This window comes from Ensifer adhaerens, assembly GCF_013283195.1.
Classification (GTDB): Bacteria; Pseudomonadota; Alphaproteobacteria; order Rhizobiales; family Rhizobiaceae; genus Ensifer; species Ensifer adhaerens_G.
The window spans coordinates 517,342-539,322 of sequence record NZ_JABEKT010000002.1 but is presented as its reverse complement, the minus strand read 5'-3'; the positions used below and the strand labels follow the sequence as shown (position 1 = coordinate 539,322).

Here is a 21,981-nt window from a genome sequence, read left to right as displayed (position 1 = left end):
CTTTGCATGTCGCGTGCCGAGGATTGAAAAAATGAAATCGTCTAGGCAAATCGCAGAAACTGCGACATTTCAAAGCTTCGCCAACTGCTACCTCCGCGAGGTCAATCCCGGCGTGCCGGTGATGCACCGGACCGCTGGCGGCGCCTGCGACAGCATCGAATGGTCGCTTCCCCGCCAGCAAATGATGCTGCGTGTCGAGGTCACATCATCGTCTCTTTGCGGCCCGCTTCACTTCGGCAGGGCCTGGGGGCGCCATGTCTCCGAACCGTCGTGGCGGCCGATCGAGCTGATGTCCGCCCTTCATATGTTGGTCCAGGCCGCCTATCGCCAGGACGATGGCGGCCTGACGGATGCGCTGCGCGGCTTCGAACTCGAGCTCCTGATCCGCGTGCTCGAAAGCTACCAGCAGACGGCACTCTACCTCGACAGGACGATGCCCACTCAAGAAGGCGTCGATGATTTTCTCGAGGCCGAGCAGTCGCTCGTCTTCGGGCACTGGTTGCACCCGACGCCGAAGAGCCGACAGGGCATGAGCTACTGGCAGCAGGAGAGCTACGCGCCGGAACTGCGTGGCCAGTTCAGGCTGCAGTATTTCGCGGCGAAGACGGCCCATGTCCGCCACGCGTCCTCGCGCCCGATAGAGGCGCCGGACATCGTGCGCTCCCTGTCCAGCCTCGATGCGGCAGATCTCGGCCTTGCCGGTGACGAATGCCTGTTGCCGATGCACCCGCTCCAGGCGGAAGCCCTGCTCCTCGACCCGCGCATTCAGGCGATGCAGCACGCCGGCATCCTGCGTCACCTCGGCCCGGCGGGTTCCCCCTTCAGCGCCACGTCCTCCGTCCGTACCGTCTATGGCGCGAACGAAGACTGGATGCTGAAATTCTCGCTGCCGGTTCGCATCACCAATTCCGTCCGCCTCAACCGCATGCAGGAGCTGGAAGCCGGCGTCGCCATGGCCCGGCTGATCGACCGCATCGGTTTTGCCGGGCGCTCGGCCAATTTCCGCATCATCCAGGATCCAGCCTATGTCACGCTCGATCTGCCGGGTGAAAGCGAGAGTGGCTTTGAAGTCATCCTGCGTGAAAACCCCTTCACCCACGGCAGGGGGCAGGGCGTCATAACCGTGGCGGCGCTGACGGCCGACCCGCTTCCGGAAACGCAATCGAGGCTTGAGACGCTCCTGCGCATGCTTTCGATCCGCGACGGAGAAGCCGTTGCCGACGTCAGCACCGCCTGGTTCCAGCGCTATCTCGATTGCGCCGTCGAACCGCTGATCCGCCTCTACGACGACTATGGCATCGCGCTCGAGGCGCACCAGCAAAACAGCCTGCTCGACGTCGGCGCCGGCTACCCCGCCGTCAGCTACTATCGCGACAATCAGGGTTTTTATCTCTCCGAGCGCTATCGCAGCCTGCTATCGGCCCACGTTCCGGAAACCGAGACGATCCCGTCACTCTACTTCCCCGAAAGCGAAATCCGCGACCGCTTCGCCTATTATCTCATTGTCAATCAGGTCTTTTCCGTCATCAGCCGCATGGGCCATGACGGGCTTTGCGACGAAGGTGCGCTGCTGCGGATGCTGCGCAACCACCTGGAGCAGTGCGCGCTTTCGATGACTGGCGCTGGACGCGACTTCGCAAGGCACGTGCTGGACCTGCCGACGATCGCATCCAAGGCCAACCTGACCACCCGGCTGTTCAATGTCGACGAACTGCAATCCGACCACGCGCCGATCCTCTATCGCCCCGTTGCCAACCCATTGCGGGCGCCGGCGGCACTGACGGCAGCAAGGACAACCCATGCCATTGCCTCTTGATATCAAGGGACGCCCCGATGACCGGGTGCTTCGCCAGTTGATCGCCGCCCTCTTGTTCGAAGGTATCGTCGACGCACATCGAAGTGACGGCGACGGCACCACGCATTTTCGCTGGACGCTCGTCGATCACGACTTTCGGTGCGACGCCATCCTCGGTGCATTCGGGCGAATTTGGCCGTTGCCGGGATCAGTGCAAATGCGGGAAAGCGACGGAAACTGGAACGAGGCGTCACTCTCGCTTGTGGTTTCCTCCCTGCCCGGCACCGGCATCACCCGGGCCAAGCTCTTGAACGAGATGAAGCAGACGATTGCCTTTTCCGAGTGGAACGACCGCCATCTAGTCACCGGTCCCCGCCGGGAGATGGATTTCGCCGAGCTCGAAGGCGCCATCGACGAGGGGCATCCCTATCATCCCTGCTACAAGGCGCGCACTGGCTTCTCATTCGCCGACCACGCACTCTTCGGCCCGGAGGCCAGCCAGCCGTTCCAGCTCGTCTGGCTGCTTATCGCCCGCCGCCATCTGCGCCAGGCCCTACCCGACAGCGAGGAAGCGTTCTGGCGCACCGAACTTGGCGCGGAAACCTGGGCGCATTTCCAGGGCATGCGAGAACAGCTCGGCGCCTCCACTGAGGATTACGGGCTGGTGCCGCTGCATCCCTGGCAATGGCGCAATCTGGGCGAGACGCTCGCCTCCGGCTGGATCGCAGCCGGCGAGGCCCATTGCATTGGCCCTGCCGGCGACCGCTATACGGCCACGCAATCGGTACGCTCCTTGCTCAACCGGGATCGACCGCTGGCGGCCAGCATCAAGCTGCCGCTCAACATCGTCAACACATCCTCGCGGCGCATCCTCGAACCGCACTCGGTGTGCACGGCGCCGGTCATCTCACACTGGATTGGCGAGATCGTCGCTTCAGACCCAGTGTTTCGGGACGACTATCCGCTGACCATCCTGCAGGAATATGCCGGGATCATCGCCGATGCCGATGAACCGCTGGCGGGCCAAGTGGGCGCAATCTGGCGCGAGAGCGCGGAGGCGACGCTCAAAGCCGGAGAAGCCGTCATTCCCTTCACCGCGCTGATGATGGTGGAGACCGACGGACGGCCCTTTGCCGACGACTGGATCAGGCGCTTCGGGCTGATGCCATGGCTCAACCGGCTGCTCGAGGTCGCCGTCCTGCCGGTCTGGCATCTGCTCGTCCATCACGGCATCGCCGTCGAGGCCCATGGTCAGAACATGCTGCTCGTCCACCGCGACGGCTGGCCGGTGCGGCTGATCCTGCGGGATTTTCACGAGAGCATCGAATTTTCGCCGGACTTCTTGCGCGAACCGGAAAAGGCACCGGATTTTTCATCCCTGCATCCGTCCTACCGCGACGCCGAGCCCGACCAGTTCTACTGGACGGACAACCTGGATTCCCTGCGCGAACTGGTGATGGACACCCTGTTCGTCTACAACTTGAGCGAAGTCAGCCACCTTCTCGCCCATTGCTACGCCCTTGGTGAACCGCTGTTCTGGCAGCGGGTCGAAAACCTGCTGTCATCCTACCCGCACAGGTACGGCATGGCTGCCAGGCAGGCGCAGCTCGGCCACGACAGGCCCGAAATCATCACCGAATCCCTGATGACGAGGAAGCTTCTCGCACGCAAGCCGGAGTACCACCACGTGGTGCCCAATGCGCTCGCCGCGGACAGACTTCAACGAAGGAGAAAGCCATGATCCGCATCGACGACAGGCTCTATGACCGCGCCTATTTCGACGAGACATCCGCACGGCTTGCCGGACAGATCGGCCTGAAAGACCGCGACGACGGTCGCTATGCGGTCTGCTTTACAGAGCCCGCCGACTGGCTGGCGCTGTTCTTCGCCATCCGCAAGGCCGGCGCCAGCGTCTTGCCGATCCATCCGGGCACGCCCTATGCCGCAGCACGCAAGCTGGCGATCGGTGCCGGTTGCGACCGGCTGTTCTACAACAGCCTGACGGCGGAAGTGCTGGAACGGCCGGCGAACGTCTCGCCCGTCGGTACGCTGCTGCAGATGAGTTCCGGCACGACCGGCGCGCCGAAATGTGTGGCGCGAACCTGGCAGGACATCGACGCCGAGATCGAAAGCTATATCACCGCCTTCCGCGAGCCGGTGGACATGACCCCGATCGTCGCCTGCCCGACTACCCATTCCTATGGCTTGATCTGCGGCATCCTTGTGGCGCTGAAGCGCGGCCAGACGCCCGTCGTCGTCAACACCGCCAATCCGAAATACCTCCTGAAGATCCTGCGCGAAACAGAGCGACCACTGCTCTATTCCTCGCCGGCGATCCTGCACACGCTGGCCCGGCTCCTGCCGGAGGGCGAACAGATCCACGCGACGATGACATCCGGCACGCTTCTGCCGGACCCATGGTTTGCCCAGATCCGGGCGAAGAGCCGGCACATGTTCCAGCAATATGGCTGCTCGGAAGCCGGATGCATCGCCATCAATCCTGACGTGACCGCCGCCGGCGACATGGGGTTCGTGCTGCCGCATCTTCTGCCACAGACTGGCAGCAGCGCCGAGGATACCGGCGAAATCGTGGTGACCAAGGACGACGGCATCGCCATCCACACCCGCGACCTCGGCTATCGCCGCGGTGACGGCATGCTGGTCTTCGTGTCGCGCATGGACGACATGATCAATGTCTCCGGTCTCAACGTCTATCCCCGCGACGTTGAAGATGCGGTGATGGCGATGCCCGAGGTTTCCGATGCCGTTGCCTTCCGCATCGGCGACCGCTTCGCCGGCGAACGTGTCGCGCTTCTGTTCAGTGCAGAAGAAACCGTGGCACCGCAGGCGATCCGCGAATGGTGCAACAAGCACCTCGCCAGCCATCAGTTGCCGATGGACATCCGCCAGGTCGATGCCATCCCGCGCCAGGCCAATGGCAAGATCAGCCGCCGCGAGGTTGCCGCCCGGCACGCCGCCGGCGAGTTCAGCAAAACAATCGCCGGAGCAGCATCATGACCAGCGAAGAAACCCTGGAAGCAATCCATACGGTCCTCAGCGATCACATGATGCATCCGCATCTCGACGGCTTCGGTCCGGAAGCGCGTCTCAACGAGGATCTCTATCTGGATTCAGTGCTGATCCTGCAGATCTTTCTCAATCTGGAGCTGGAATACGGGCTGAGCGTTCCCGAAGAGGCGATCGCGCGCCAGGACGTGCAGACGGTCGCCGACCTCGTCGCCCTCTACCAGCCGAAGGCGGCAGCGACAGTCATCCCGTCGTTTCCGATGACCGGCGGTACGACCGACGAAGGGGTGCACGGTGAAGCCTATTATGACATCAAGGTGCATTGCTTCGTCAGCTGCGTCTGCGACGGGCTGAAGCGCCGGGGCCTCGACCACCGGCCGTTCTACTTCGGTGTCTGGGACGCGAAATTCGCGCTCAGCGACCGCTTCCAGCTGCTCTATCACGCACCCGAAATTAGCCAGGAATTCTTCCGTGCGTGGTTTCAGCGGCTCTACGGCGTCACCGTCCGCGAGTGGTACGACCCCGACATCAGCAAGAGCGACAACCTCGCGGTTATGCTCGATCTCGTCCGTCGGCGCCCGGACACCGGCTCCGTCATGGTCATGCTCGACATGTTCCACCTGCCGGAGCGCGAGAACAAGTTCAACCAGAACCCCTTCCCGCATTACCTCATGCTGCAGGAAACCGTCGATCCGGATACCTGGTTCGTGCACGACCCCGATTATCGCTGGGAAGGCGAGATCACGCGCGACAAGGTGATCCATGCGGTCATGCAGCCGACCGTCGGCGGCGGCTATGTGTTCGACAATGCCGAGGCGCACGCGCCGGCCGCTGAAGACCTCAAGGCTTTCTTCGAGGCGTGCTTCATCAGGGACAACAATCCGCTGGTCGACAGCATGCATCAGATCGTCACCGCCCATCTGGAAGGACGCGGCGGCATCGGTCTTTCCGATCTGGCGGCGGCCGTGCGCGAACTGCCCGTCATCACCATCCGCAAATATGCCTACGAGCACGGCTTTGCCTTCTTCTGGCGCGCCTTGAAGCTGCCGGCGCGCGAATTCGAAGGTTGGTGCGACGAGATCGAGGCACTCGTTCAGGCGCTGAAGACGCTGCATTACGACTGCATGAAGCTGAGCCACACCGGTGAGCGCGCATTGGTCGCCCCGGTTTTCGAGCGGCTGGCTGAAGCCGACCGGATCGAGGCGAAGCTGAAAGGCAAGCTAGCGGAAATCTTCGATCTCTGGTGCGACCAGAACATTCCTGCTGACGCTCCCATGCTCAAGAGGGTTGCGCGATGAACATCTCGCTGTGCACGATCACGTTCCGTCATCATCTGATGTCGCTTGGCGAAATCGCCGCCTGGGCGCAATCCAACGATTTCCAGGGCATCGAGCTTTGGGGCGCGCATGCGCGCAACCTGGCGCAACAACCCGACCGCAATGCCGATTGGCTTGATACGTTCGGATTGAAGGTGCCGATGCTCAGCGACTATCTGCCACTCGATGGCGACCCGGAAACGCTCAGGCACAAGACCGTCGAGCTGTGCAGGCTCGCCCGCCGTTGGCGAACCCGCAAGATCCGCACCTTCGCCGGCAATCGCGGCAGTCTCTCCGTCTGCGAAGAAGAGCGACAATTGATCGTTGACCGGCTGAAGGAGATATGTGCGATCATCGCGGGCTATGGCATTCGGCTGCTGGTCGAGACGCATCCGAAGACGCTGGCCGATACCGCCGCCTCGACATTGCGCCTGATCGAGGAGGTCGATCACCCAGCCTTTGCCATCAATTTCGATACGCTGCACGTCTGGGAAGGCGGCGACGACCCCATTATCGTTCACCGCCAAATGAAGCAGCACATTCGCCACTACCATCTGAAGAACGTTCGTGATCGGTCGGATCTACAGGTCTTCGAGCCGGCGAACGTCTATGCCGCTGCCGGCAGCCGCGACGGCATGACGCCGTTGTTCGAAGGCACGGTCGACTATGTCGATCTTCTCCTGGAGATCGCTGACGGCGAACAAATCGATGCATCGCTGGAGTGGTTCGGCAATGATTGCCTCGACATCCTCAGGCGCGATCGCCGACAGCTGCGTCGCGTGATCGAGAGACAGGAGCCCGTTCGGCGCGCAATCAACTTTTCGTGATCGCACCGTCAGGGACCATCGCCCCTCAACGACGCACCCGACAAAAAAAATGGCCCTGGCTAAATATGCCGGGGCCTATTTTTTGTTTGTTGTTTTCGTATGGAAAATTCTTAATCGATATCGTTTCGGAGCACCGAAATACTGCCTCGCCCGCATCTTAGCTCATTTTTGTCGTGAAGCGGACAAGCTGTGCTCTACCTCGCTACTGTGGCTGTCTTGCCGATGAAAATCAATCAACTTTTATGGGGTAATTTTTCATAGAACTGTGCTGGAGCATCGGGCATGAATCCAGTCTCCACACAGCCACGTTCCCCGTGGCGAGCGACGGAAAGATCGGCAATAGCCGCATCAGATCGCTAAAGAATCTGACAGCGGCGCAACCGCTCCAAATGGTCTTTTACGATGGTTGAAACCACAACCAAGAGGAGACGAAGACGATGAGCCAGAAAACCTGTGCAGCCTGCGACTGCGAACTCGATCAGAACAGCATCAAGGTCAAGCTTGGGGGCAAGACGGTGGAAGTCTGCTGCGAGGAATGCGCTGCCGCGATCGGCGAAGCGGAAGCCGCAAGACAGTCGGCCGCTCCCGCCGGAAAGTGATGAAAATTCCGGGCGTTTCGCGCCCGGAATTTTCATGGAGCACCAGCCCCGCGAAGCCACGGATTGCTTGTTGCGGGCAATCAATGTCCCCTGAGGGCAGCAACTTCCGCCTGGAGTGTCGCCACAGTCTCTTCCAGAGTCCGCAGGCGCTGCTCCAGTTCGGAAAGACCGTTCCCGCCAAACGCGGCTGCACCTGGCGTGGCGACGGCCGTCTGGTCGACCTCGCCGCACAGGAGATGCGCAAACCGGTCCTCGCGCTGGCCGGCGCCACGGTTGAGCTGCACAATCAACGGCGGCCGGCGCCCGATCATCAGATCGAGATTGTCTTTCAGATCCTCCACCGACTGGAACCGCGCCATGCGTTCGCTGCGGGACCAGAGCTCGTAGGCGGTCTGCGGACCGCGCAGCAAAAGCAGCCCGAGCACGACGATTTGCGGCGAGGTCAGCGAAAAGCGGTTGGCGGCGAGGTGCTCGTAGCGTTCGACGCGCGACGCGAAGGCCTGTCGAACCAGGCCCTTCTGGGAGAGCGAGTTGAGCGCCCGATGCACATCCGCCTGTTCCAGCGCCATCACCGGATCGCGCGCCGTCTTCTGGTTGGCGGCGGAGTGGAGGGAGTTGAGCGTCAGCGGATAGACGTCAGGCGTGGTTTCCTTCTTCTCGATCAGGCAGCCAAGAACGCGCGCTTCGATCGCATTGAGTTCAGGGAAATCGGTGTCTGGATTGGTGTTCATAAGCTCACTCTTCACGGCACGAGTTCAATGGCAGCCCGGGTTCTCCGACCGGAATGATCTTGCCCAGATCGTCCACCCATCTTGGGGCGAACGTTGCGAAATCTCCAGCCGGCCGAACCGCGTCCCTCGATAAACCGTTGCGCGACCAAGGCCAAGTTGCTTTGCGCTTGCCACAGTCGATAAGTGGTCAGCGGCGGCCGCCGCCCGTCGCGAGGCAGGGGGCCATACGTCGCCTCGTTTTATTTCATCAACCAGGCTCAGGGCGTTTGATCGATCACGATTGCGCCGCAGTTCGCGTCGATACGGTGCCGGTCAATTTCAAGCTGATTCCACCCACTGCCCTCCCTTGCCTCACGTCGCCAGATCGCCAGCGGTTACCCAAACGGGACCGCCGCCGCGTCGCTCGGCGACAGCCCTCGAAACCAAGTTCACAGATGCCTCCCATGCCCCGTGTCACGAAAAGGGTCGTCCTGCATTTTCCGGGCTTTGAGCCCTTCGATGCGGAAGCACACCGCCTGCGTTATCAGCGTTCAGCACAACAAAGCGCCACGGCATGGGACTTCAGATCCGATGTCGGACCATTGGTCAGAACGAAACAGGCAGCGCATTTCGATGTCGATTGCGCCGGGTCGGACTGGCAGGCGTCGAGCCGCATCCATGTTTTCGATCACGATGTGCTCGTCGACGCCTTGAGCCGGCGGTCGTTGGCGCGTCGGCTGGCGGGGGGATTTGCCAGCGCGCTGCATGTGGCGTTCAACGGCGGGCTTTGGGGTTACTTTCGCCACGCCTGGCGCTTCGGCCTGTTCGCGCTGTTCCCCTTCCTGTTGGCCGGCCTGATGACGGCGGCCGCCCTTGTCGTCGCATTCTTTCCGCACTGGTTAGACCTCTCCTACTGGAACCTCCTGTGGAGCGTGCCGCTGGCAGCGCTTCTGGTCAGGCAGGTCCTGCTGCCGTTCGCGGCGAAGTTCCACACGTTGCATCTGTTTGCCGACTGGGAAATGGCCGTTGCCTTGGCGAGACTGGATCGGCCCGATTTCAACCGCTGGCTCGAAAGCTGTGTGGACGGCGCCCGCGAAGCGTTCAGCGAAAACGCCGACGAGTATCTGATCAGTTCGCACAGCATGGGTTCAAGCGTCGCCGCGCATGTCATCGGCCTGTTGATCGAGCGGCACCCGGATATTCTGGCCGGCAAACGGGTGGTGTTCGCAACGCTTGGCGGCGCGATCCTGCAATGCGCGCTAATGCGGCCGGCACGAGCCCTTCGCGCCCGGATCGGAGCGATTGCGCGCGCCAAGGAGATCTTCTGGTTCGAGGTGCAGTGCCTGACGGATGTGGTCAATTTCTACAAGACGCGGACCGTCACGCTGGCCGGACACCCGCAGGAAAAGCAACCGTCCATCGCTTACATCAGGGTCAAGCACATGCTGTCAGCTGACCGCTACCGTAAGATCAGACGCAACTTTCTGCGCGTGCATCGTCAGTACGTCCTCGGCCCAGACGTTCGCGCATGCTTCGATTTTACCTTGCTGACCGCAGGTCCACTGTCGGCGGCGGCGTTTGCAAGCTTCTCGCGAACGAACATGCCGGTCCTTTGAGCTTTATGACCATTGATCGTTGATGCCCGTGCCAGGGCCATCTTCTCCGGGCTGAAGGCAAATGCATCTCGTTTCGATTTCAATCGGCTTTTGCGGGCTTCGCGACGCCGGAACGGTCGCGCGCGTCTGCATCAGGATCGCATCGCCTCGATCAAGTGACGGTCAAGTGACCACGCGAGTTGATCCGAGGGGCAGGGAGAAGTATTTATCATGTCGACATAAGGATTCTCGACATGACCGACACCGATTCCAGCCCAACACTCGAGCGCAAGCGTGGCTCCGGCGTAAAGATGGTCTATGACCTTCTGCGTGACGAAATTCTCGATCTGGCGCTGCCGCCGGGCAGCCCGATCGACGAGGTCCAGCTTGCGGAACGCTTCAAGATGTCCCGCACGCCGATCCGCGAAGCGCTGGTGCGACTTGCCGGTGAAGGCCTGATCGACACGCTACCGAACCGATCGACGATGGTTTCGAGCATCGACTTCCTCAACATGCACACGTTCTTCGACGCACTCGTGCTGATGTATCGCGTCACGACGCGGCTTGCCGCGCAGAACCACCGGCCGGAAGATCTGCCTGTTATTCGCGGCTTCCACGAAGACTATGCCGAAGCCATCAAGTCGGGCGACGCGCTGGCGATGATCGCCACCAATGCCGCCTTCCACGCGGCGATCGCAGAAGCCGGCCGCAATCCTTATTTCACCAGCCTTTTCCGCCGGCTTCTGGACGAAGGACGGCGCATCCTGCGCCTCTACTACCAGTCCTACGAGGAGCAATTCCCGCAGCGCTTCGTCGACGAGCACGCCGAAATCATCGCCGCGATTACAGCCCGCGATCTTGAGGCCGCCGACCGTCTTGGCAAAGCCCATGCCGAGCAGATCGTCCAGCAGGTGCAGAAACTCTTCGCCCGGAAAAACACGCTCGACATCGCTCTGTAGCGATCTTTGTATTTTTCTTGTCGACAAATAAAATACAAACAGATATATCTGATCTCCAGAGGCACGGGAAACGTCCGCCGCGGATGGCGCATACGAACCGTGCCGAGTGACCAAGCCGAGAGGAGTTTCAGATGAAGGCACAGATTTTCACCGGCGTCATTCCGGCGTTGATGACCCCCTGCAAGGAAGACCGCACCCCCGATTTCGACGCGCTGGTGCGCAAGGGCAAGGACCTGATCGCCCAGGGCATGTCGGCTGTCGTCTATTGCGGCTCGATGGGTGACTGGCCGCTTCTGACCGACGCACAGCGCATGGAAGGCGTCGAGCGCCTGGTCAAGGCCGGCATTCCGGTCATCGTCGGCACCGGCGCCGTCAACACCGCATCGGCCGTCGCCCACGCGGCGCATGCCGAGAAGGTCGGCGCCCAGGGCCTGATGGTCATCCCGCGCGTGCTGTCGCGTGGCTCTGTTGTCGCTGCCCAGAAGAACCACTTCAAGGACATCCTGTCGGCCGCCCCGAGCCTGCCGGCAGTCATCTACAACAGCCCCTACTACGGCTTTGCCACCCGCGCCGACCTGTTCTTCGCATTGCGCGCCGAACATCCGAACCTCGTCGGCTTCAAGGAATTCGGCGGTGCCGCCGACATGCGTTATGCGGCTGAGAACATCACCAGCCGTGACGATGGCGTCTCGCTGATGATCGGCGTCGACACGGCGGTGTTCCACGGCTTCGTCAACTGCGGCGCGACCGGTGCGATCACCGGCATCGGCTGCGTGCTGCCGAAGGAAGTCATCCACATGTGCAACCTGTCGCGGGCAGCCGCCGAAGGCGACGTCGATGCACGCCTTCGCGCGCTGGAGCTGGAACAGGCGCTCGCCGTGCTTTCCTCCTTCGACGAAGGCCCGGACCTGGTTCTCTACTTCAAGCACATGATGGTGCTGAAGGGCGACAAGGAATACACGCTGCACTTCAACGAGAGCGATGCGCTCTCGGACAGCCAGCGCGGCTACGTCGAAGCCCAGTTCAAGCTGTTCAACAGCTGGTACGCCGAGTGGAGCAAGCTTACGGGCGCGGTCCAGAAGTACAAGGCCTGATCGTCCGCATCGGCCCTAAAAACAAAAGGCCCTCCGGTTGGAGGGCCTTTTTCGTTTGGCATTTCCGTCTTTGCGCCGAGGGATGCGGCGCGGCTGCGCCGTCGCTTATGCGACGGCGTCGAGCCCGAGTGCGAGCAGTCGGTCGAGCTGCTCCATCTCTGCCTTGTTGAGGACAATGCCTTCGGCTTGCGACTTGGCGCGCGCCACGAAACGGCGCTGCGACGGCAGGCGGGCGCCCTGGCCGACGATCGCCTCGAACAGAACCTCAGCACGATCGAACGGATTGCCCGGTCGTCCAGCCGCGAATTTCTCCGGCGAGAAGGCGATGATCAGCTCGCCATGGAAAGGTGCCAAGGTCGTGGTGCCGAGATACTCCAGTACTTCGGGGCTCGTCAGGTCGCCGATCATGATGCCGGCGAGAAGTTCGACCATGGTGCCGATGGCCGACCCCTTGTGACCGCCGAAGGGCAGCATGGCGCCGGCAAGGGCTGCTTCCGGATCGGTCGTCGGATTGCCCTCGGCATCGATCGCCCAGCCCTCCGGCAGCGGCTTGCCCGCACGTCGATGCAACTCGATCTCGCCGCGCGCGGCAACCGAGGTCGCAAAGTCGAAAACGTAGGGCGGTTGGTTCTGGCGCGGCCAGCCGAAGGCGAAGGGGTTGGTGCCCAAAAGCGGCTTGTTGCCGCCGGTCGGCGCGACCGTCGCATAGCTCGGGCACATGACGAGGCCGGCAAGCCCTTCTCCGGTCAAGCCTTCCACTTCAGGCCAGAGCGCCGAGAAATGGGTGCAGTCGTTGATGACGAGTGCGGCCATGCCCAGCGTCCGGGCACGTTCGGCGAGCACTGGCAGACCAAGTTCGAAGGCCGGGTTGGCAAAACCGCCTTTGGCATTGACCTTGACGATGGCCGAGCCTTCCTGCGCCAGCAGTTCGGGGACCGCGTCCGGTTTCACCTTGCCGGCCTTGACGGTACGCAACGCGCCTTCGATACGGTAGATGCCGTGCGACTTGCAGGCGTCACGCTCGCCCGCCACGATCACCCGTGCAAGGGCTCCGGCCTGGACGGCGTTGAGCCCGCCTTTGCGGAAGATCGCCTCGACCCGCTCCTGAACTGCGGAGATCGTCAGGGTGGTGGTCTCACTCATCTTGTACCTTTCTGGCTGCGTATGACCCTATGCGGGCGGTTGAAGTTCTGCATACATAGAGTATACAAAGATCTGACAAGTGCAAATCGGCTGCGAGCTATTCATGCCGAAAGACACCGGTGTTCTCAAGAAAGGATCCGCAGATGGTCTTCACCCCCAAAGGAAAACATCTCGTCGCCGGCGAGTGGCTTGACGGCGCAGGCACCTTCGCCTCGACACCGGCGCACGGCCCGGCGCACGACTTCGCCGTCGGCACCGTGGAGCTGGTCAACCGCGCATGCGAGGCTGCCGAGGAAGCGTTCTGGACCTACGGCAATTCTTCGCGGGCCGAGCGCGCCGCCTTCCTGCGCGCCATCGCCGACGAGATCGAGGCCCGCGCCGAGGCGATCACCGAAATCGGCAGCCAGGAAACCGGCCTTCCGGAAGCGCGTCTGCAGGGTGAACGCGGCCGCACCACCGGTCAGCTGCGGCTGTTTGCCGACCATATCGAGGCAGGCGCCTACCTTGACCGTCGTTTCGACGCCGCCCTTCCCGAGCGCCAGCCGGCGCCCCGCCCCGAAATCCGGCTGATCCAGCGGCCGATCGGCCCGGTTGCCGTCTTCGGCGCCTCCAACTTCCCGCTCGCGTTTTCGACCGCCGGCGGCGATACTGCCGCAGCGCTTGCCGCCGGTTGCCCCGTCGTCGTCAAGGGCCACTCGGCCCATCCCGGCACCGGTGAGATCGTCGCCGAGGCTGTCGAAGCCGCCATCCGCAAGACCGGCGTCCATCCGGGCGTCTTCTCGCTGATCCAGGGCGGCAACCGACAGGTCGGCGAAGCACTGGTACAGCATCCCCTGATCAAGGCCGTCGGCTTCACCGGTTCGCTCGCCGGTGGCCGTGCGCTCTTCAATCTCTGCGCCGCTCGGCCGGAGCCGATCCCGTTCTTCGGCGAACTCGGCTCGGTCAACCCGATGTTCCTGTTGCCGGAAGCGTTGAAGGCCCGTGCCGAGTCGCTCGGCCAAGGCTGGGCAGGCTCGCTGACGATGGGCGCAGGCCAGTTCTGCACCAATCCGGGCATTGCGGTGGTGATCGAAGGCTCCGACGCCGACCGCTTCACGGCGGCGGCGACCGAAGCACTCGGCAAGGTGGCGGCGCAGACCATGCTGACCGACGGGATCGCCAAGGCCTATCGCGACGGGCAGGAGCGGTTCACCACCCGCAACAGCGTCAAGCCGCTGCTGGTGACCAACTCGGCAGACCGCACCGCATCGCCCAATCTGTTCGAGACCACCGGCGCGCAGTTTCTGGCCGACCACGCGCTCGGCGAGGAAGTTTTCGGTCCGCTCGGCCTCGTCGTCCGCGTGAATTCTGAGGACGAGATGGAGCAGCTCGCGCGCGGGCTCCAGGGACAGCTGACGGTCACCGTGCACATGGATGCGGGCGACACGCAGCCAGCCCTGCGCCTGCGCCCCATTCTTGAGCGGAAAGCTGGCCGCCTCCTGGTCAACGGTTTTCCGACCGGGGTCGAAGTGGTAGATTCCATGGTGCACGGTGGGCCTTATCCGGCCTCGACGAACTTTGGGGCAACCAGCGTCGGGACCATGTCGATCCGTCGGTTCCTGCGTCCCGTCGCCTACCAGAACATGCCGGAGGCCTTGCTGCCCGAAGACTTCGGCAACTGACACGCGACCGATCGCTGCGTTGGGATCCCGTTTGACGAAATAAATGGGATCCCCGCACGCGGCCGGCGTTAGGATCATATACTTTTTGTATACTGTTTGTATTTTTAGGTTGATTTACGCTCTCCAAAGCGGAATATTGCGGTCGCCGTCAAACGGCACACCAATTCAGGGAGAGAGAAAAATGAAGACCTCGGTCCTAGCCTTCGGCCTCGTTGCCGCCACTGCTCTGACCAGCCCGGCCCATGCCGACAAGCTGGATGACATCATCGGCTCGGGTACGCTGCGTTGCGCAGTGGTTCTTGACTTCCCGCCGATGGGTTCTCGCGACGAGAACAACAACCCGATCGGCTTCGACGTCGACTATTGCAACGACCTGGCAAAGGCGCTTGGCGTCACCGCCGAGATCGTTGAAACTCCCTTCCCCGAGCGCATTCCCGCGCTGATGTCCGGACGCGTCGACGTCGGTGTCGCGTCGACCTCCGACACGCTCGAGCGCGCCAAGACTGTTGGCATGACCATCCCCTACTTCGCCTTCGAAATGGCCGTCACCGCCAATGAAAAGACCGGCATCAAGTCCTTCGAAGACATGAAGGGCAAGGTTGTCGGCGCCACCGCCGGCACCTTCGAAGCCATCGCTCTCGAAAAGCAGGTCAAGGAATGGGGTGCGGGCGAATTCCGTCCTTACCAGACCCAGGCCGACGTCTTCCTCGCTCTCAGCCAGGGCCAGATCGATGCAACCGTGTCGACCTCGACCGTTGCGCAGGCCAATGTGAAGACCGGCAAGTTCCCGGGCATCGCAGTCGTCGGCAAGGCGCCGTTCGACACCGACTACGTCGCTCTCTTCACCAACCGCGAAGAATACGGCCTCATCAACTATCTTAACCTCTTCATCAACCAGCAGGTCCGCACCGGCCGCTATGCCGAACTCTACGAAAAGTGGGTCGGCGGCGAGCTGCCTTCGCTGGCGGTGAACGGCGTATACCGCTAATCTGTCCGTTTCTCTGGCGGCGCGAGGCAAACACCTCGCGCCGTCATACCAAGATGCGTTGATATTGACTGATTGCGTGGGGCTGCAAGGCGGCCCACCCGAGAGGCCGGGCACTCCGGATTGATCGGCCAATGTCAGCGCATATTGGTATCGCCCATTTTCGAAAAGGTGAGACGGCGATGTTCAATTACACCTTCCATTGGAACCAGGCGCTGAAAGCATTGCCGCAAATGCTTGACGGCGCGCTGGTCACGCTGCAGATCGCGCTGCTGTCGATGCTGATCGGCGTGATCTGCGCACTCGCGCTGACGGGGTTCCGCCTGTCCGGCAACCGCGTCCTCAGCGGCTTTGCCACCACCTGGATCGAGATCGCGCGCAACACGCCCGCGCTGTTCCAGATTTACATGGCCCATTTCGGCCTCGGCAATTTCGGCATTCACCTCAGCCCCTACACCGCGCTGCTCGTCGGCATTGCCTTCAACAATGCGGGATATCTGGCCGAAAACTTCCGCGGCGCCCTGAAGGCGATACCGGACACCCAGACCAGAGCCGGCCGTTCGCTCGGCATGTCGGCGATACAGGCCTTCCGCTACATCGTGCTGCCGCAGATGCTGCGCATCGCCTTCCTGCCGACCACCAACCAGATGGTCTGGGCAATCCTGATGACTTCGCTCGGCGTGACCGTCGGCATGAACACCGATCTTGCCGGTGTCACGCAGGAGCTGAACGCACGGTCGTTCCGCACCTTCGAATTCTTCGCGCTGGCTGCGGTGATCTACTACATCATCGCCAAGGCCGTTACCCTCGCTGCCCGAGCAATTGCCTCGCGCATGTTCCGCTACTGAGAGAGGTGAGAGATGTTTAATACCGCCCTCACCTGGAGTGATCTCGCCTTTCTGGCACAGGGTGCGGCGATGACGCTCGCCGTCACCGCCGTCTCGGTCACCGCCGGCACGCTGCTCGGCATCCTCTTCGGGGTGATCCGCGTTCAGGCCGGACCCTACTGGTCCATGCCGCTGACCTTCGTGCTCGACGTGTTTCGCTCCGTGCCGCTGTTGATCCAGCTGGTGCTCGCCAATGCCTTCCAGTCCATCGCCAAATTGGGCTGGGCTCCGTTCACCACCTCCTGCGTGGTGCTGTCGCTCTATACGGCCGCCTATTGCACCGAGATCGTGCGCGGCGGCATTACGTCGGTGCCGCCGACCACGCGCCGCGCCGCGCGCTCGCTCGGCATGACCTGGTGGCAGGACATGCGCTACATCGTGGCGCCGCTTGCCACCCGCGTCTCGCTGCCCTCCTGGATCGGCCTGACGCTCGGCGTCATGAAGGACTCCGCGCTCGTGCTCTGGCTCGGTCTGATCGAGCTTCTGCGCGCCTCGCAGATCCTCGTCACTCGCCTGCAGGAACCGCTGTTCATTCTTCTGATCTGCGGTGCAATCTACTTCCTCATCAGCTTCCCCATCGCCCGGCTTGGTGGGTATCTCGAAAAACGGTGGTCCCCCAATGATTGAGATTGAAAACGTCCGCAAATCCTTCGGCACGCTGGAAGTTCTGAAAGGCATCGACCTTACCGTCCAGAAGGGTGAAGTCGTCACCGTCATCGGCGGTTCCGGCTCCGGAAAATCGACCCTGCTCACCTGCATCAACGGCCTCGAGCCGATCGATGCCGGTCGGATCAAGGTCGACGGCACCGAAGTTCATGCCAAGAGCACGGATCTCAACAAGCTGCGCAGCAAGATCGGCATCGTCTTCCAGCAATGGAACGCATTTCCGCACCTGACCGTGCTTGAAAACGTCATGCTCGCCCCGCGCAAGGTGCTCGGCCAGTCCAAGCAGGCGGCAGAGGAAATGGCCGTCAAGCAGCTGACCCATGTCGGCCTCGGTGAGAAGCTCCAGGTCTACCCGAACCGTATGTCCGGTGGCCAGCAGCAGCGCATGGCGATTGCCCGCGCCCTTGCCATGTCGCCGGAATACATGCTGTTCGACGAAGTGACCTCGGCGCTCGACCCGCAGCTCGTCGGCGAAGTGCTCGACACGCTGCGCATGCTTGCCTCCGAGGGCATGACGATGATCTGCGTCACGCACGAAATGAAGTTCGCCCGCGAGGTGTCCGACCGAGTGGCCTTCTTCCACAAGGGCGTGATGGCCGAGATCGCCCCGCCGGAGGCGCTGTTCGGTGCGCCGAAGGATCCAGAACTGCAAAAGTTCCTGGCTGCGACACACTGAGCCGATCATGAAGGATGCAGCTCAGCCTGACGTCATCGTCATCGGCGCCGGCGTTGTCGGCCTTTCCGCCGCAATCGCGGCCCAGGCACGGGGGCTTTCGGTCACCGTGCTCGACCGGGAAGGCCCCGCGGCCGGGGCTTCGGCTGGTAATGCCGGGGCCTTTGCCTTCACCGACATCCTGCCGCTCGCCTCACCCGGCATTTTGAAGAAGGCACCGAAGTGGCTGCTCGACCCGCTCGGGCCGCTGAGTGTCCCGCCCGCCTACGCCGCGCAGATCGCGCCGTGGATGTTCCGCTTCTGGCGCGCCTGCTCGCCGAAGCGGGTGGCCCATTCGACCGCCGCCCAGACGGCGATGATGGACCTGTCCAAGGCGGAGCTGGAACCGTTCCTTGCTGCAACCGGCACCTTGGCCATGCTGCGCAAGGAAGGCAATCTTCAGGTCTATGAAAGCGACGCCGAGCTCAAGGCTTCGCTGCCCGGATGGCAGGCACGTGCAAACCATGGTGTCGAGTTCCGCCATATGAGTGCTGCCGAGATGGCCGGGATCCAGCCGGGTCTTGCACCCTGCTTCACCCATGGCACGTTTACGCCGGGGTGGTACTCGATCGCCGACCCCAAGCTCTATACGCTGGCGCTCGCGGAGCATTTCCGCTCTAGAGGCGGCGCCATCGAGCGCGCCGAGGTTACGGCCCTTGCGACGATCGACGACGGTGTCGAAGTCCGCACGACGAACGGCAACACGCGCCGTGCGGCGCAGGTCGTGCTTGCAGCCGGCGCCTTCTCCCACCGGATCGCCAAATCCCTCGGCGAGAGTATTCCGCTCGAAACCGAGCGCGGCTACAACACGACGCTGCCGGCAGATGCCTTCGACCTTCGCACGCAGGTCACCTTCGGCGGCCATGGCTTCGTCGTCACCCGCCTTTCGACCGGCATCCGTGTCGGCGGTGCGGTGGAACTCGGCGGCTTGACGCTGCCGCCGAATTATCGCCGATCCGAGGCCATGCTCAAGAAGGCCCAAACCTTCCTGCCAGGCCTCAAGCCCACGGGCGGCGTGCAGTGGATGGGTTTCCGCCCGTCGCTGCCCGACAGCCTTCCGGCCATCGGCCGCGCCCGCACGACGGCGCGGGTCGTCTATGCTTTCGGTCACGGCCATCTCGGCCTGACCCAATCGGCGGGCACCGCCCGGCTGGTCGCGGATCTCCTGACCAACCAGTCCCCGACGATTGACATCGCCCCCTTCTCGCCGCAACGGTTCTGACAGAGGTTTCGACCATGGCCACCTACACCTTCTCCTGCATCGACGGGCACACCTGTGGCAATCCCGTCCGCCTCGTTTCCGGCGGCGGCCCTCGTCTCGAGGGCGCCAACATGCTGGAAAAGCGCGCCCATTTCCTGCGGGAATTCGACTGGATCCGCACCGGCCTGATGTTCGAGCCGCGCGGCCATGACATGATGTCCGGCTCGATCCTCTACCCGCCGACACGCCCCGATTGCGATGTCGCCGTTTTGTTCATCGAGACCTCCGGCTGCCTGCCGATGTGCGGCCACGGCACCATCGGCACGATCACCATGGCGATCGAGAACGGGCTAATCACGCCGCGCGAGCCCGGCAAGCTGTCGATCGACGCGCCTGCCGGCAAGGTCGACATCAGCTACCGCCAGGAGGGCCGCTTCGTCGAGGAAGTGCGCCTGACCAACGTGCCCGGCTTCCTCTACGCCGAAGGCCTGACGGCCGAGGTCGAGGGCCTTGGTGAGATCGTCGTCGACGTCGCCTATGGTGGCAACTTCTACGCCATCGTCGAGCCGCAGAAAAACTTCCGCGACATGGCCGACCACACGGCCGGCGAACTGATCGGCTGGAGCCCAAAACTGCGCGCCGCCCTGAACGCCAAGTACGAGTTCGTCCATCCCGAGCATCCGGAGATCAAGGGGCTCAGCCACATCCAGTGGACGGGCAAGCCGACGCAGGCCGAAGCGCACGCCCGCAACGCCGTGTTCTACGGCGAAAAGGCGATCGACCGCTCGCCCTGCGGCACTGGCACCTCCGCGCGCATGGCGCAGCTGGCCGCCAAGGGCAAGCTGAAGGTCGGCGATGAATTCGTGCATGAATCGATTATCGGATCGCTGTTCAAGGGTCGGGTCGAGGCGGCGACCAAGGTCGCCGACCGCGATGCGATCATCCCCTCCATCGCCGGATGGGCGCGCATGACCGGCATCAACACGATCTTCATCGACGATCGCGACCCCTTCGCACACGGCTTCGTCGTCAAATGACAAATTCGATCTCCGCTCACAGCATCCTTGGCGGCACCGCCGAGGGACCCGTCGTTGCCGCACCGGAAGCGTTGAGCTTCTGGGGGGGCGTCGATCCGGCGACCGGAGCGGTGATCGATGTTCACCACCCGCTGCACGGGCTCTGTCTGACCGGCAGTATCCTGATGATGCCGTCGAGCCGGGGCTCCTGCACCGGCTCCGGCGTGCTGCTCGATCTGGCGCTGACCGGCCGCGCTCCGGCAGCGCTCGTCTTTTCCGAGGCAGAGGACGTGCTGACGCTGGGCGCGCTGATAGCCGCCGAGATGTTCGACAAGCGGCTGCCCGTCCTGCGCCTCTCACGCGATGCGTTCGCAGCACTCGCCAAGGCAAAGTCTGCGCGCATCACCGAAAAGGCGATCGAGGCCGAGGGGCTGACGATCGAGATTGCACCGCCTGCGACCGCAAGGCTCGACCTTGATGACGCTGATCGAGCCATGCTTGACGGCCGCGACGGCGTGGCGGTTGAGGCAGCCATGCGCATCATCTGCGCCATGGCGGCGCAACAGGGCGCCACCCGCCTTATCAGCGTCACCCAGGGGCATATCGACGGCTGCATCTATGCCAGCCCCGCCAACCTGACCTTCGCCGAGAAAATGGCTGACATGGGCGCGCAAGTCCGGCTGCCGACGACGATGAACGCCATCTCGGTCGACCGGGCCAACTGGCAGGCGCAGGGTGTGCCCTCGTCCTTCGGCGACCCGGCCGCCCGTCTTGCCGACGCCTATGTCCGCATGGGCTGCCGCCCGACCTTTACCTGTTCGCCCTATCTGCTCGACAGCGCGCCTGAGGCCGGCGAAGCGATCGCCTGGGCGGAATCGAACGCCGTGATCTACGCCAATACCGTGCTCGGCGCTCGCACGGCAAAACACCCTGATTTCCTCGACCTGTGCATCGCGCTGACCGGTCGCGCACCGCTCTCCGGCGTCTATCTCGATGAACACCGCAAGGCGAGCCGCGTCATCGACGTGGATCTGCCGGAAACCGTGGATGACGCCTTCTGGCCGCTGATCGGCTATCTCGCCGGGCGCGCCGCGCCGGATCGTATTCCGCTTTTGCGCGGCCTTGCCGCTGCGAAACCTTCGCCCGACGACCTGAAGGCACTCTGTGCCGCCTTCGGGACGACGTCCGCTTCGCCAATGCTGCATATCGAAGGCGTCACACCCGAGGCCGAAGGCGCCGCGGCAGACGACGCCGATACCGTAACGATCACGCGCGCCGAGATGGCGGCCGCCTGGACGGTGCTGAACAGTGGGCCGGAGGATGTGGACCTCGTCGCGATCGGCAGTCCCCATGCGTCGCTTGCCGAATGTCGGGCACTCGCCACGGCCCTCGGCGGTCGTCCGCGGCACAAGCATGTTGCCGTCATCGTCACCGCCGGCCGCGACGTGATTGCCGCTGCCCGCACCGAAGGCGTGCTGGCCGCCCTCGAGGCAAGCGGCGTTCAGGTCCTGCCCGACCTCTGTTGGTGCTCGATTTCGGAACCCGTGTTCCCCACACAAACCCGGGCGCTGATGACCAATTCCGGTAAATATGCCCATTACGGCCCCGGCCTATCCGGCCGTGCGGTTCGCCTTGGCAACCTTGCCGATTGCGTGACAGCGGCGCTGACGGGACGCGTGTCGGCGCGGATGCCGGACTGGCTTTCCCCCGCGGATCGATAACGTCCGCCGACAAGATGCCGGCTGGGCATCTTGACCTGAATGCGTTTCTGCCTCGCCGCCGCAACAC

At 63.0% G+C, this 21,981-nt stretch carries 19 protein-coding genes; 17 read left to right on the top strand and 2 right to left on the bottom strand.

From position 1 onward, the window contains the following. Window positions 1-31: 31 nt before the first annotated feature. From LPJGGPFB_RS19000 to LPJGGPFB_RS18975, 6 genes are all read left to right on the top strand, one after another. Complete coding sequence (locus LPJGGPFB_RS19000; protein WP_173421498.1) at window positions 32-1,816, top strand: IucA/IucC family protein; 1,785 nt, start codon at window positions 32-34, stop codon at window positions 1,814-1,816. Next, window positions 1,800-3,536: an IucA/IucC family protein gene (locus LPJGGPFB_RS18995; RefSeq protein ID WP_173421497.1), complete on the top strand. Its 1,737-nt coding sequence runs from the start codon at window positions 1,800-1,802 to the stop codon at window positions 3,534-3,536. Before LPJGGPFB_RS19000 ends, LPJGGPFB_RS18995 begins: the two co-directional genes overlap by 17 nt. Further along, the gene (locus LPJGGPFB_RS18990; protein ID WP_173421496.1) at window positions 3,533-4,813 is read left to right on the top strand and encodes an AMP-binding protein; all 1,281 of its coding nucleotides are present in this window, start codon (window positions 3,533-3,535) and stop codon (window positions 4,811-4,813) included. Before LPJGGPFB_RS18995 ends, LPJGGPFB_RS18990 begins: the two co-directional genes overlap by 4 nt. Further along, window positions 4,810-6,120: a DUF6005 family protein gene (locus tag LPJGGPFB_RS18985; RefSeq protein WP_173421495.1), complete on the top strand. Its 1,311-nt coding sequence runs from the start codon at window positions 4,810-4,812 to the stop codon at window positions 6,118-6,120. Before LPJGGPFB_RS18990 ends, LPJGGPFB_RS18985 begins: the two co-directional genes overlap by 4 nt. Further along, complete coding sequence (locus tag LPJGGPFB_RS18980) at window positions 6,117-6,965, top strand: sugar phosphate isomerase/epimerase family protein (RefSeq protein WP_173421494.1); 849 nt, start codon at window positions 6,117-6,119, stop codon at window positions 6,963-6,965. Before LPJGGPFB_RS18985 ends, LPJGGPFB_RS18980 begins: the two co-directional genes overlap by 4 nt. Before the next feature lie 437 nt (window positions 6,966-7,402). Further along, on the top strand, window positions 7,403-7,564 hold the full coding sequence (locus LPJGGPFB_RS18975; protein WP_173421493.1) for a hypothetical protein: 162 nt from the start codon (window positions 7,403-7,405) through the stop codon (window positions 7,562-7,564). Window positions 7,565-7,644: 80 nt separating this feature from the next. Here LPJGGPFB_RS18975 and LPJGGPFB_RS18970 read toward each other — a convergent pair whose 3' ends face one another. Further along, complete coding sequence (locus LPJGGPFB_RS18970) at window positions 7,645-8,295, bottom strand: YceH family protein (protein ID WP_173421492.1); 651 nt, start codon at window positions 8,293-8,295, stop codon at window positions 7,645-7,647. A gap of 137 nt (window positions 8,296-8,432) precedes the next feature. On the opposite strand from LPJGGPFB_RS18970, the gene LPJGGPFB_RS18965 reads away from it, so the two are divergent. From LPJGGPFB_RS18965 to LPJGGPFB_RS18955, 3 genes are all read left to right on the top strand, one after another. Further along, the gene (locus tag LPJGGPFB_RS18965) at window positions 8,433-9,890 is read left to right on the top strand and encodes a hypothetical protein (RefSeq protein ID WP_345791051.1); all 1,458 of its coding nucleotides are present in this window, start codon (window positions 8,433-8,435) and stop codon (window positions 9,888-9,890) included. Window positions 9,891-10,123: 233 nt separating this feature from the next. Continuing rightward, window positions 10,124-10,828 carry a GntR family transcriptional regulator gene (locus LPJGGPFB_RS18960; protein ID WP_173421491.1) on the top strand — a complete coding sequence of 235 codons (705 nt, stop codon included), beginning with the start codon at window positions 10,124-10,126 and terminating at the stop codon, window positions 10,826-10,828. A gap of 131 nt (window positions 10,829-10,959) precedes the next feature. Then, window positions 10,960-11,922 carry a dihydrodipicolinate synthase family protein gene (locus tag LPJGGPFB_RS18955; RefSeq protein ID WP_173421490.1) on the top strand — a complete coding sequence of 321 codons (963 nt, stop codon included), beginning with the start codon at window positions 10,960-10,962 and terminating at the stop codon, window positions 11,920-11,922. Window positions 11,923-12,027: 105 nt separating this feature from the next. Here LPJGGPFB_RS18955 and LPJGGPFB_RS18950 read toward each other — a convergent pair whose 3' ends face one another. After that, window positions 12,028-13,065 carry an Ldh family oxidoreductase gene (locus LPJGGPFB_RS18950; RefSeq protein ID WP_173421489.1) on the bottom strand — a complete coding sequence of 346 codons (1,038 nt, stop codon included), beginning with the start codon at window positions 13,063-13,065 and terminating at the stop codon, window positions 12,028-12,030. A 143-nt stretch (window positions 13,066-13,208) separates the two neighbouring features. On the opposite strand from LPJGGPFB_RS18950, the gene LPJGGPFB_RS18945 reads away from it, so the two are divergent. The 8 genes from LPJGGPFB_RS18945 (at window position 13,209) to lhpI (ending at window position 21,914) form a co-directional block, all read left to right on the top strand. After that, complete coding sequence (locus tag LPJGGPFB_RS18945) at window positions 13,209-14,726, top strand: aldehyde dehydrogenase (NADP(+)) (RefSeq protein ID WP_173421488.1); 1,518 nt, start codon at window positions 13,209-13,211, stop codon at window positions 14,724-14,726. A 181-nt stretch (window positions 14,727-14,907) separates the two neighbouring features. After that, complete coding sequence (locus LPJGGPFB_RS18940; RefSeq protein WP_173421487.1) at window positions 14,908-15,714, top strand: ABC transporter substrate-binding protein; 807 nt, start codon at window positions 14,908-14,910, stop codon at window positions 15,712-15,714. Window positions 15,715-15,893: 179 nt separating this feature from the next. Then, a complete protein-coding gene (locus LPJGGPFB_RS18935) occupies window positions 15,894-16,559 on the top strand; it encodes an amino acid ABC transporter permease (RefSeq protein ID WP_173422233.1) in 666 nt (221 codons plus the stop codon). A gap of 12 nt (window positions 16,560-16,571) precedes the next feature. Further along, window positions 16,572-17,225 carry an amino acid ABC transporter permease gene (locus LPJGGPFB_RS18930; RefSeq protein WP_173421486.1) on the top strand — a complete coding sequence of 218 codons (654 nt, stop codon included), beginning with the start codon at window positions 16,572-16,574 and terminating at the stop codon, window positions 17,223-17,225. Further along, window positions 17,218-17,940, top strand: coding sequence for an amino acid ABC transporter ATP-binding protein (locus LPJGGPFB_RS18925; protein ID WP_173421485.1), 723 nt, complete (start codon window positions 17,218-17,220; stop codon window positions 17,938-17,940). The genes LPJGGPFB_RS18930 and LPJGGPFB_RS18925 overlap by 8 nt, the downstream gene beginning before the upstream one ends. A 7-nt stretch (window positions 17,941-17,947) precedes the next feature. After that, on the top strand, window positions 17,948-19,198 hold the full coding sequence (locus tag LPJGGPFB_RS18920; protein ID WP_173421484.1) for an NAD(P)/FAD-dependent oxidoreductase: 1,251 nt from the start codon (window positions 17,948-17,950) through the stop codon (window positions 19,196-19,198). Between the two features lie 14 nt (window positions 19,199-19,212). Further along, window positions 19,213-20,214, top strand: coding sequence for a 4-hydroxyproline epimerase (locus tag LPJGGPFB_RS18915; RefSeq protein ID WP_025429445.1), 1,002 nt, complete (start codon window positions 19,213-19,215; stop codon window positions 20,212-20,214). Then, window positions 20,211-21,914 carry a cis-3-hydroxy-L-proline dehydratase gene (gene lhpI / locus LPJGGPFB_RS18910; RefSeq protein ID WP_173421483.1) on the top strand — a complete coding sequence of 568 codons (1,704 nt, stop codon included), beginning with the start codon at window positions 20,211-20,213 and terminating at the stop codon, window positions 21,912-21,914. The genes LPJGGPFB_RS18915 and lhpI overlap by 4 nt, the downstream gene beginning before the upstream one ends. Window positions 21,915-21,981: the final 67 nt, after the last annotated feature.

Coding starts and splice junctions, on each gene's coding strand:
- LPJGGPFB_RS18990 (WP_173421496.1), top strand. CDS start 3,533: ATGATCCGCATCGACGACAGGCTCTATGACCGCGCCTATTTCGACGAG.
- LPJGGPFB_RS18980 (WP_173421494.1), top strand. CDS start 6,117: ATGAACATCTCGCTGTGCACGATCACGTTCCGTCATCATCTGATGTCG.
- LPJGGPFB_RS18970 (WP_173421492.1), bottom strand. CDS start 8,295: ATGAACACCAATCCAGACACCGATTTCCCTGAACTCAATGCGATCGAA.
- LPJGGPFB_RS18920 (WP_173421484.1), top strand. CDS start 17,948: ATGAAGGATGCAGCTCAGCCTGACGTCATCGTCATCGGCGCCGGCGTT.
- LPJGGPFB_RS18945 (WP_173421488.1), top strand. CDS start 13,209: ATGGTCTTCACCCCCAAAGGAAAACATCTCGTCGCCGGCGAGTGGCTT.
- LPJGGPFB_RS18915 (WP_025429445.1), top strand. CDS start 19,213: ATGGCCACCTACACCTTCTCCTGCATCGACGGGCACACCTGTGGCAAT.
- LPJGGPFB_RS18925 (WP_173421485.1), top strand. CDS start 17,218: ATGATTGAGATTGAAAACGTCCGCAAATCCTTCGGCACGCTGGAAGTT.
- LPJGGPFB_RS18985 (WP_173421495.1), top strand. CDS start 4,810: ATGACCAGCGAAGAAACCCTGGAAGCAATCCATACGGTCCTCAGCGAT.
- LPJGGPFB_RS19000 (WP_173421498.1), top strand. CDS start 32: ATGAAATCGTCTAGGCAAATCGCAGAAACTGCGACATTTCAAAGCTTC.
- LPJGGPFB_RS18940 (WP_173421487.1), top strand. CDS start 14,908: ATGAAGACCTCGGTCCTAGCCTTCGGCCTCGTTGCCGCCACTGCTCTG.
- LPJGGPFB_RS18935 (WP_173422233.1), top strand. CDS start 15,894: ATGTTCAATTACACCTTCCATTGGAACCAGGCGCTGAAAGCATTGCCG.
- LPJGGPFB_RS18950 (WP_173421489.1), bottom strand. CDS start 13,065: ATGAGTGAGACCACCACCCTGACGATCTCCGCAGTTCAGGAGCGGGTC.
- LPJGGPFB_RS18955 (WP_173421490.1), top strand. CDS start 10,960: ATGAAGGCACAGATTTTCACCGGCGTCATTCCGGCGTTGATGACCCCC.
- LPJGGPFB_RS18960 (WP_173421491.1), top strand. CDS start 10,124: ATGACCGACACCGATTCCAGCCCAACACTCGAGCGCAAGCGTGGCTCC.
- LPJGGPFB_RS18930 (WP_173421486.1), top strand. CDS start 16,572: ATGTTTAATACCGCCCTCACCTGGAGTGATCTCGCCTTTCTGGCACAG.
- LPJGGPFB_RS18995 (WP_173421497.1), top strand. CDS start 1,800: ATGCCATTGCCTCTTGATATCAAGGGACGCCCCGATGACCGGGTGCTT.
- LPJGGPFB_RS18975 (WP_173421493.1), top strand. CDS start 7,403: ATGAGCCAGAAAACCTGTGCAGCCTGCGACTGCGAACTCGATCAGAAC.
- lhpI (WP_173421483.1), top strand. CDS start 20,211: ATGACAAATTCGATCTCCGCTCACAGCATCCTTGGCGGCACCGCCGAG.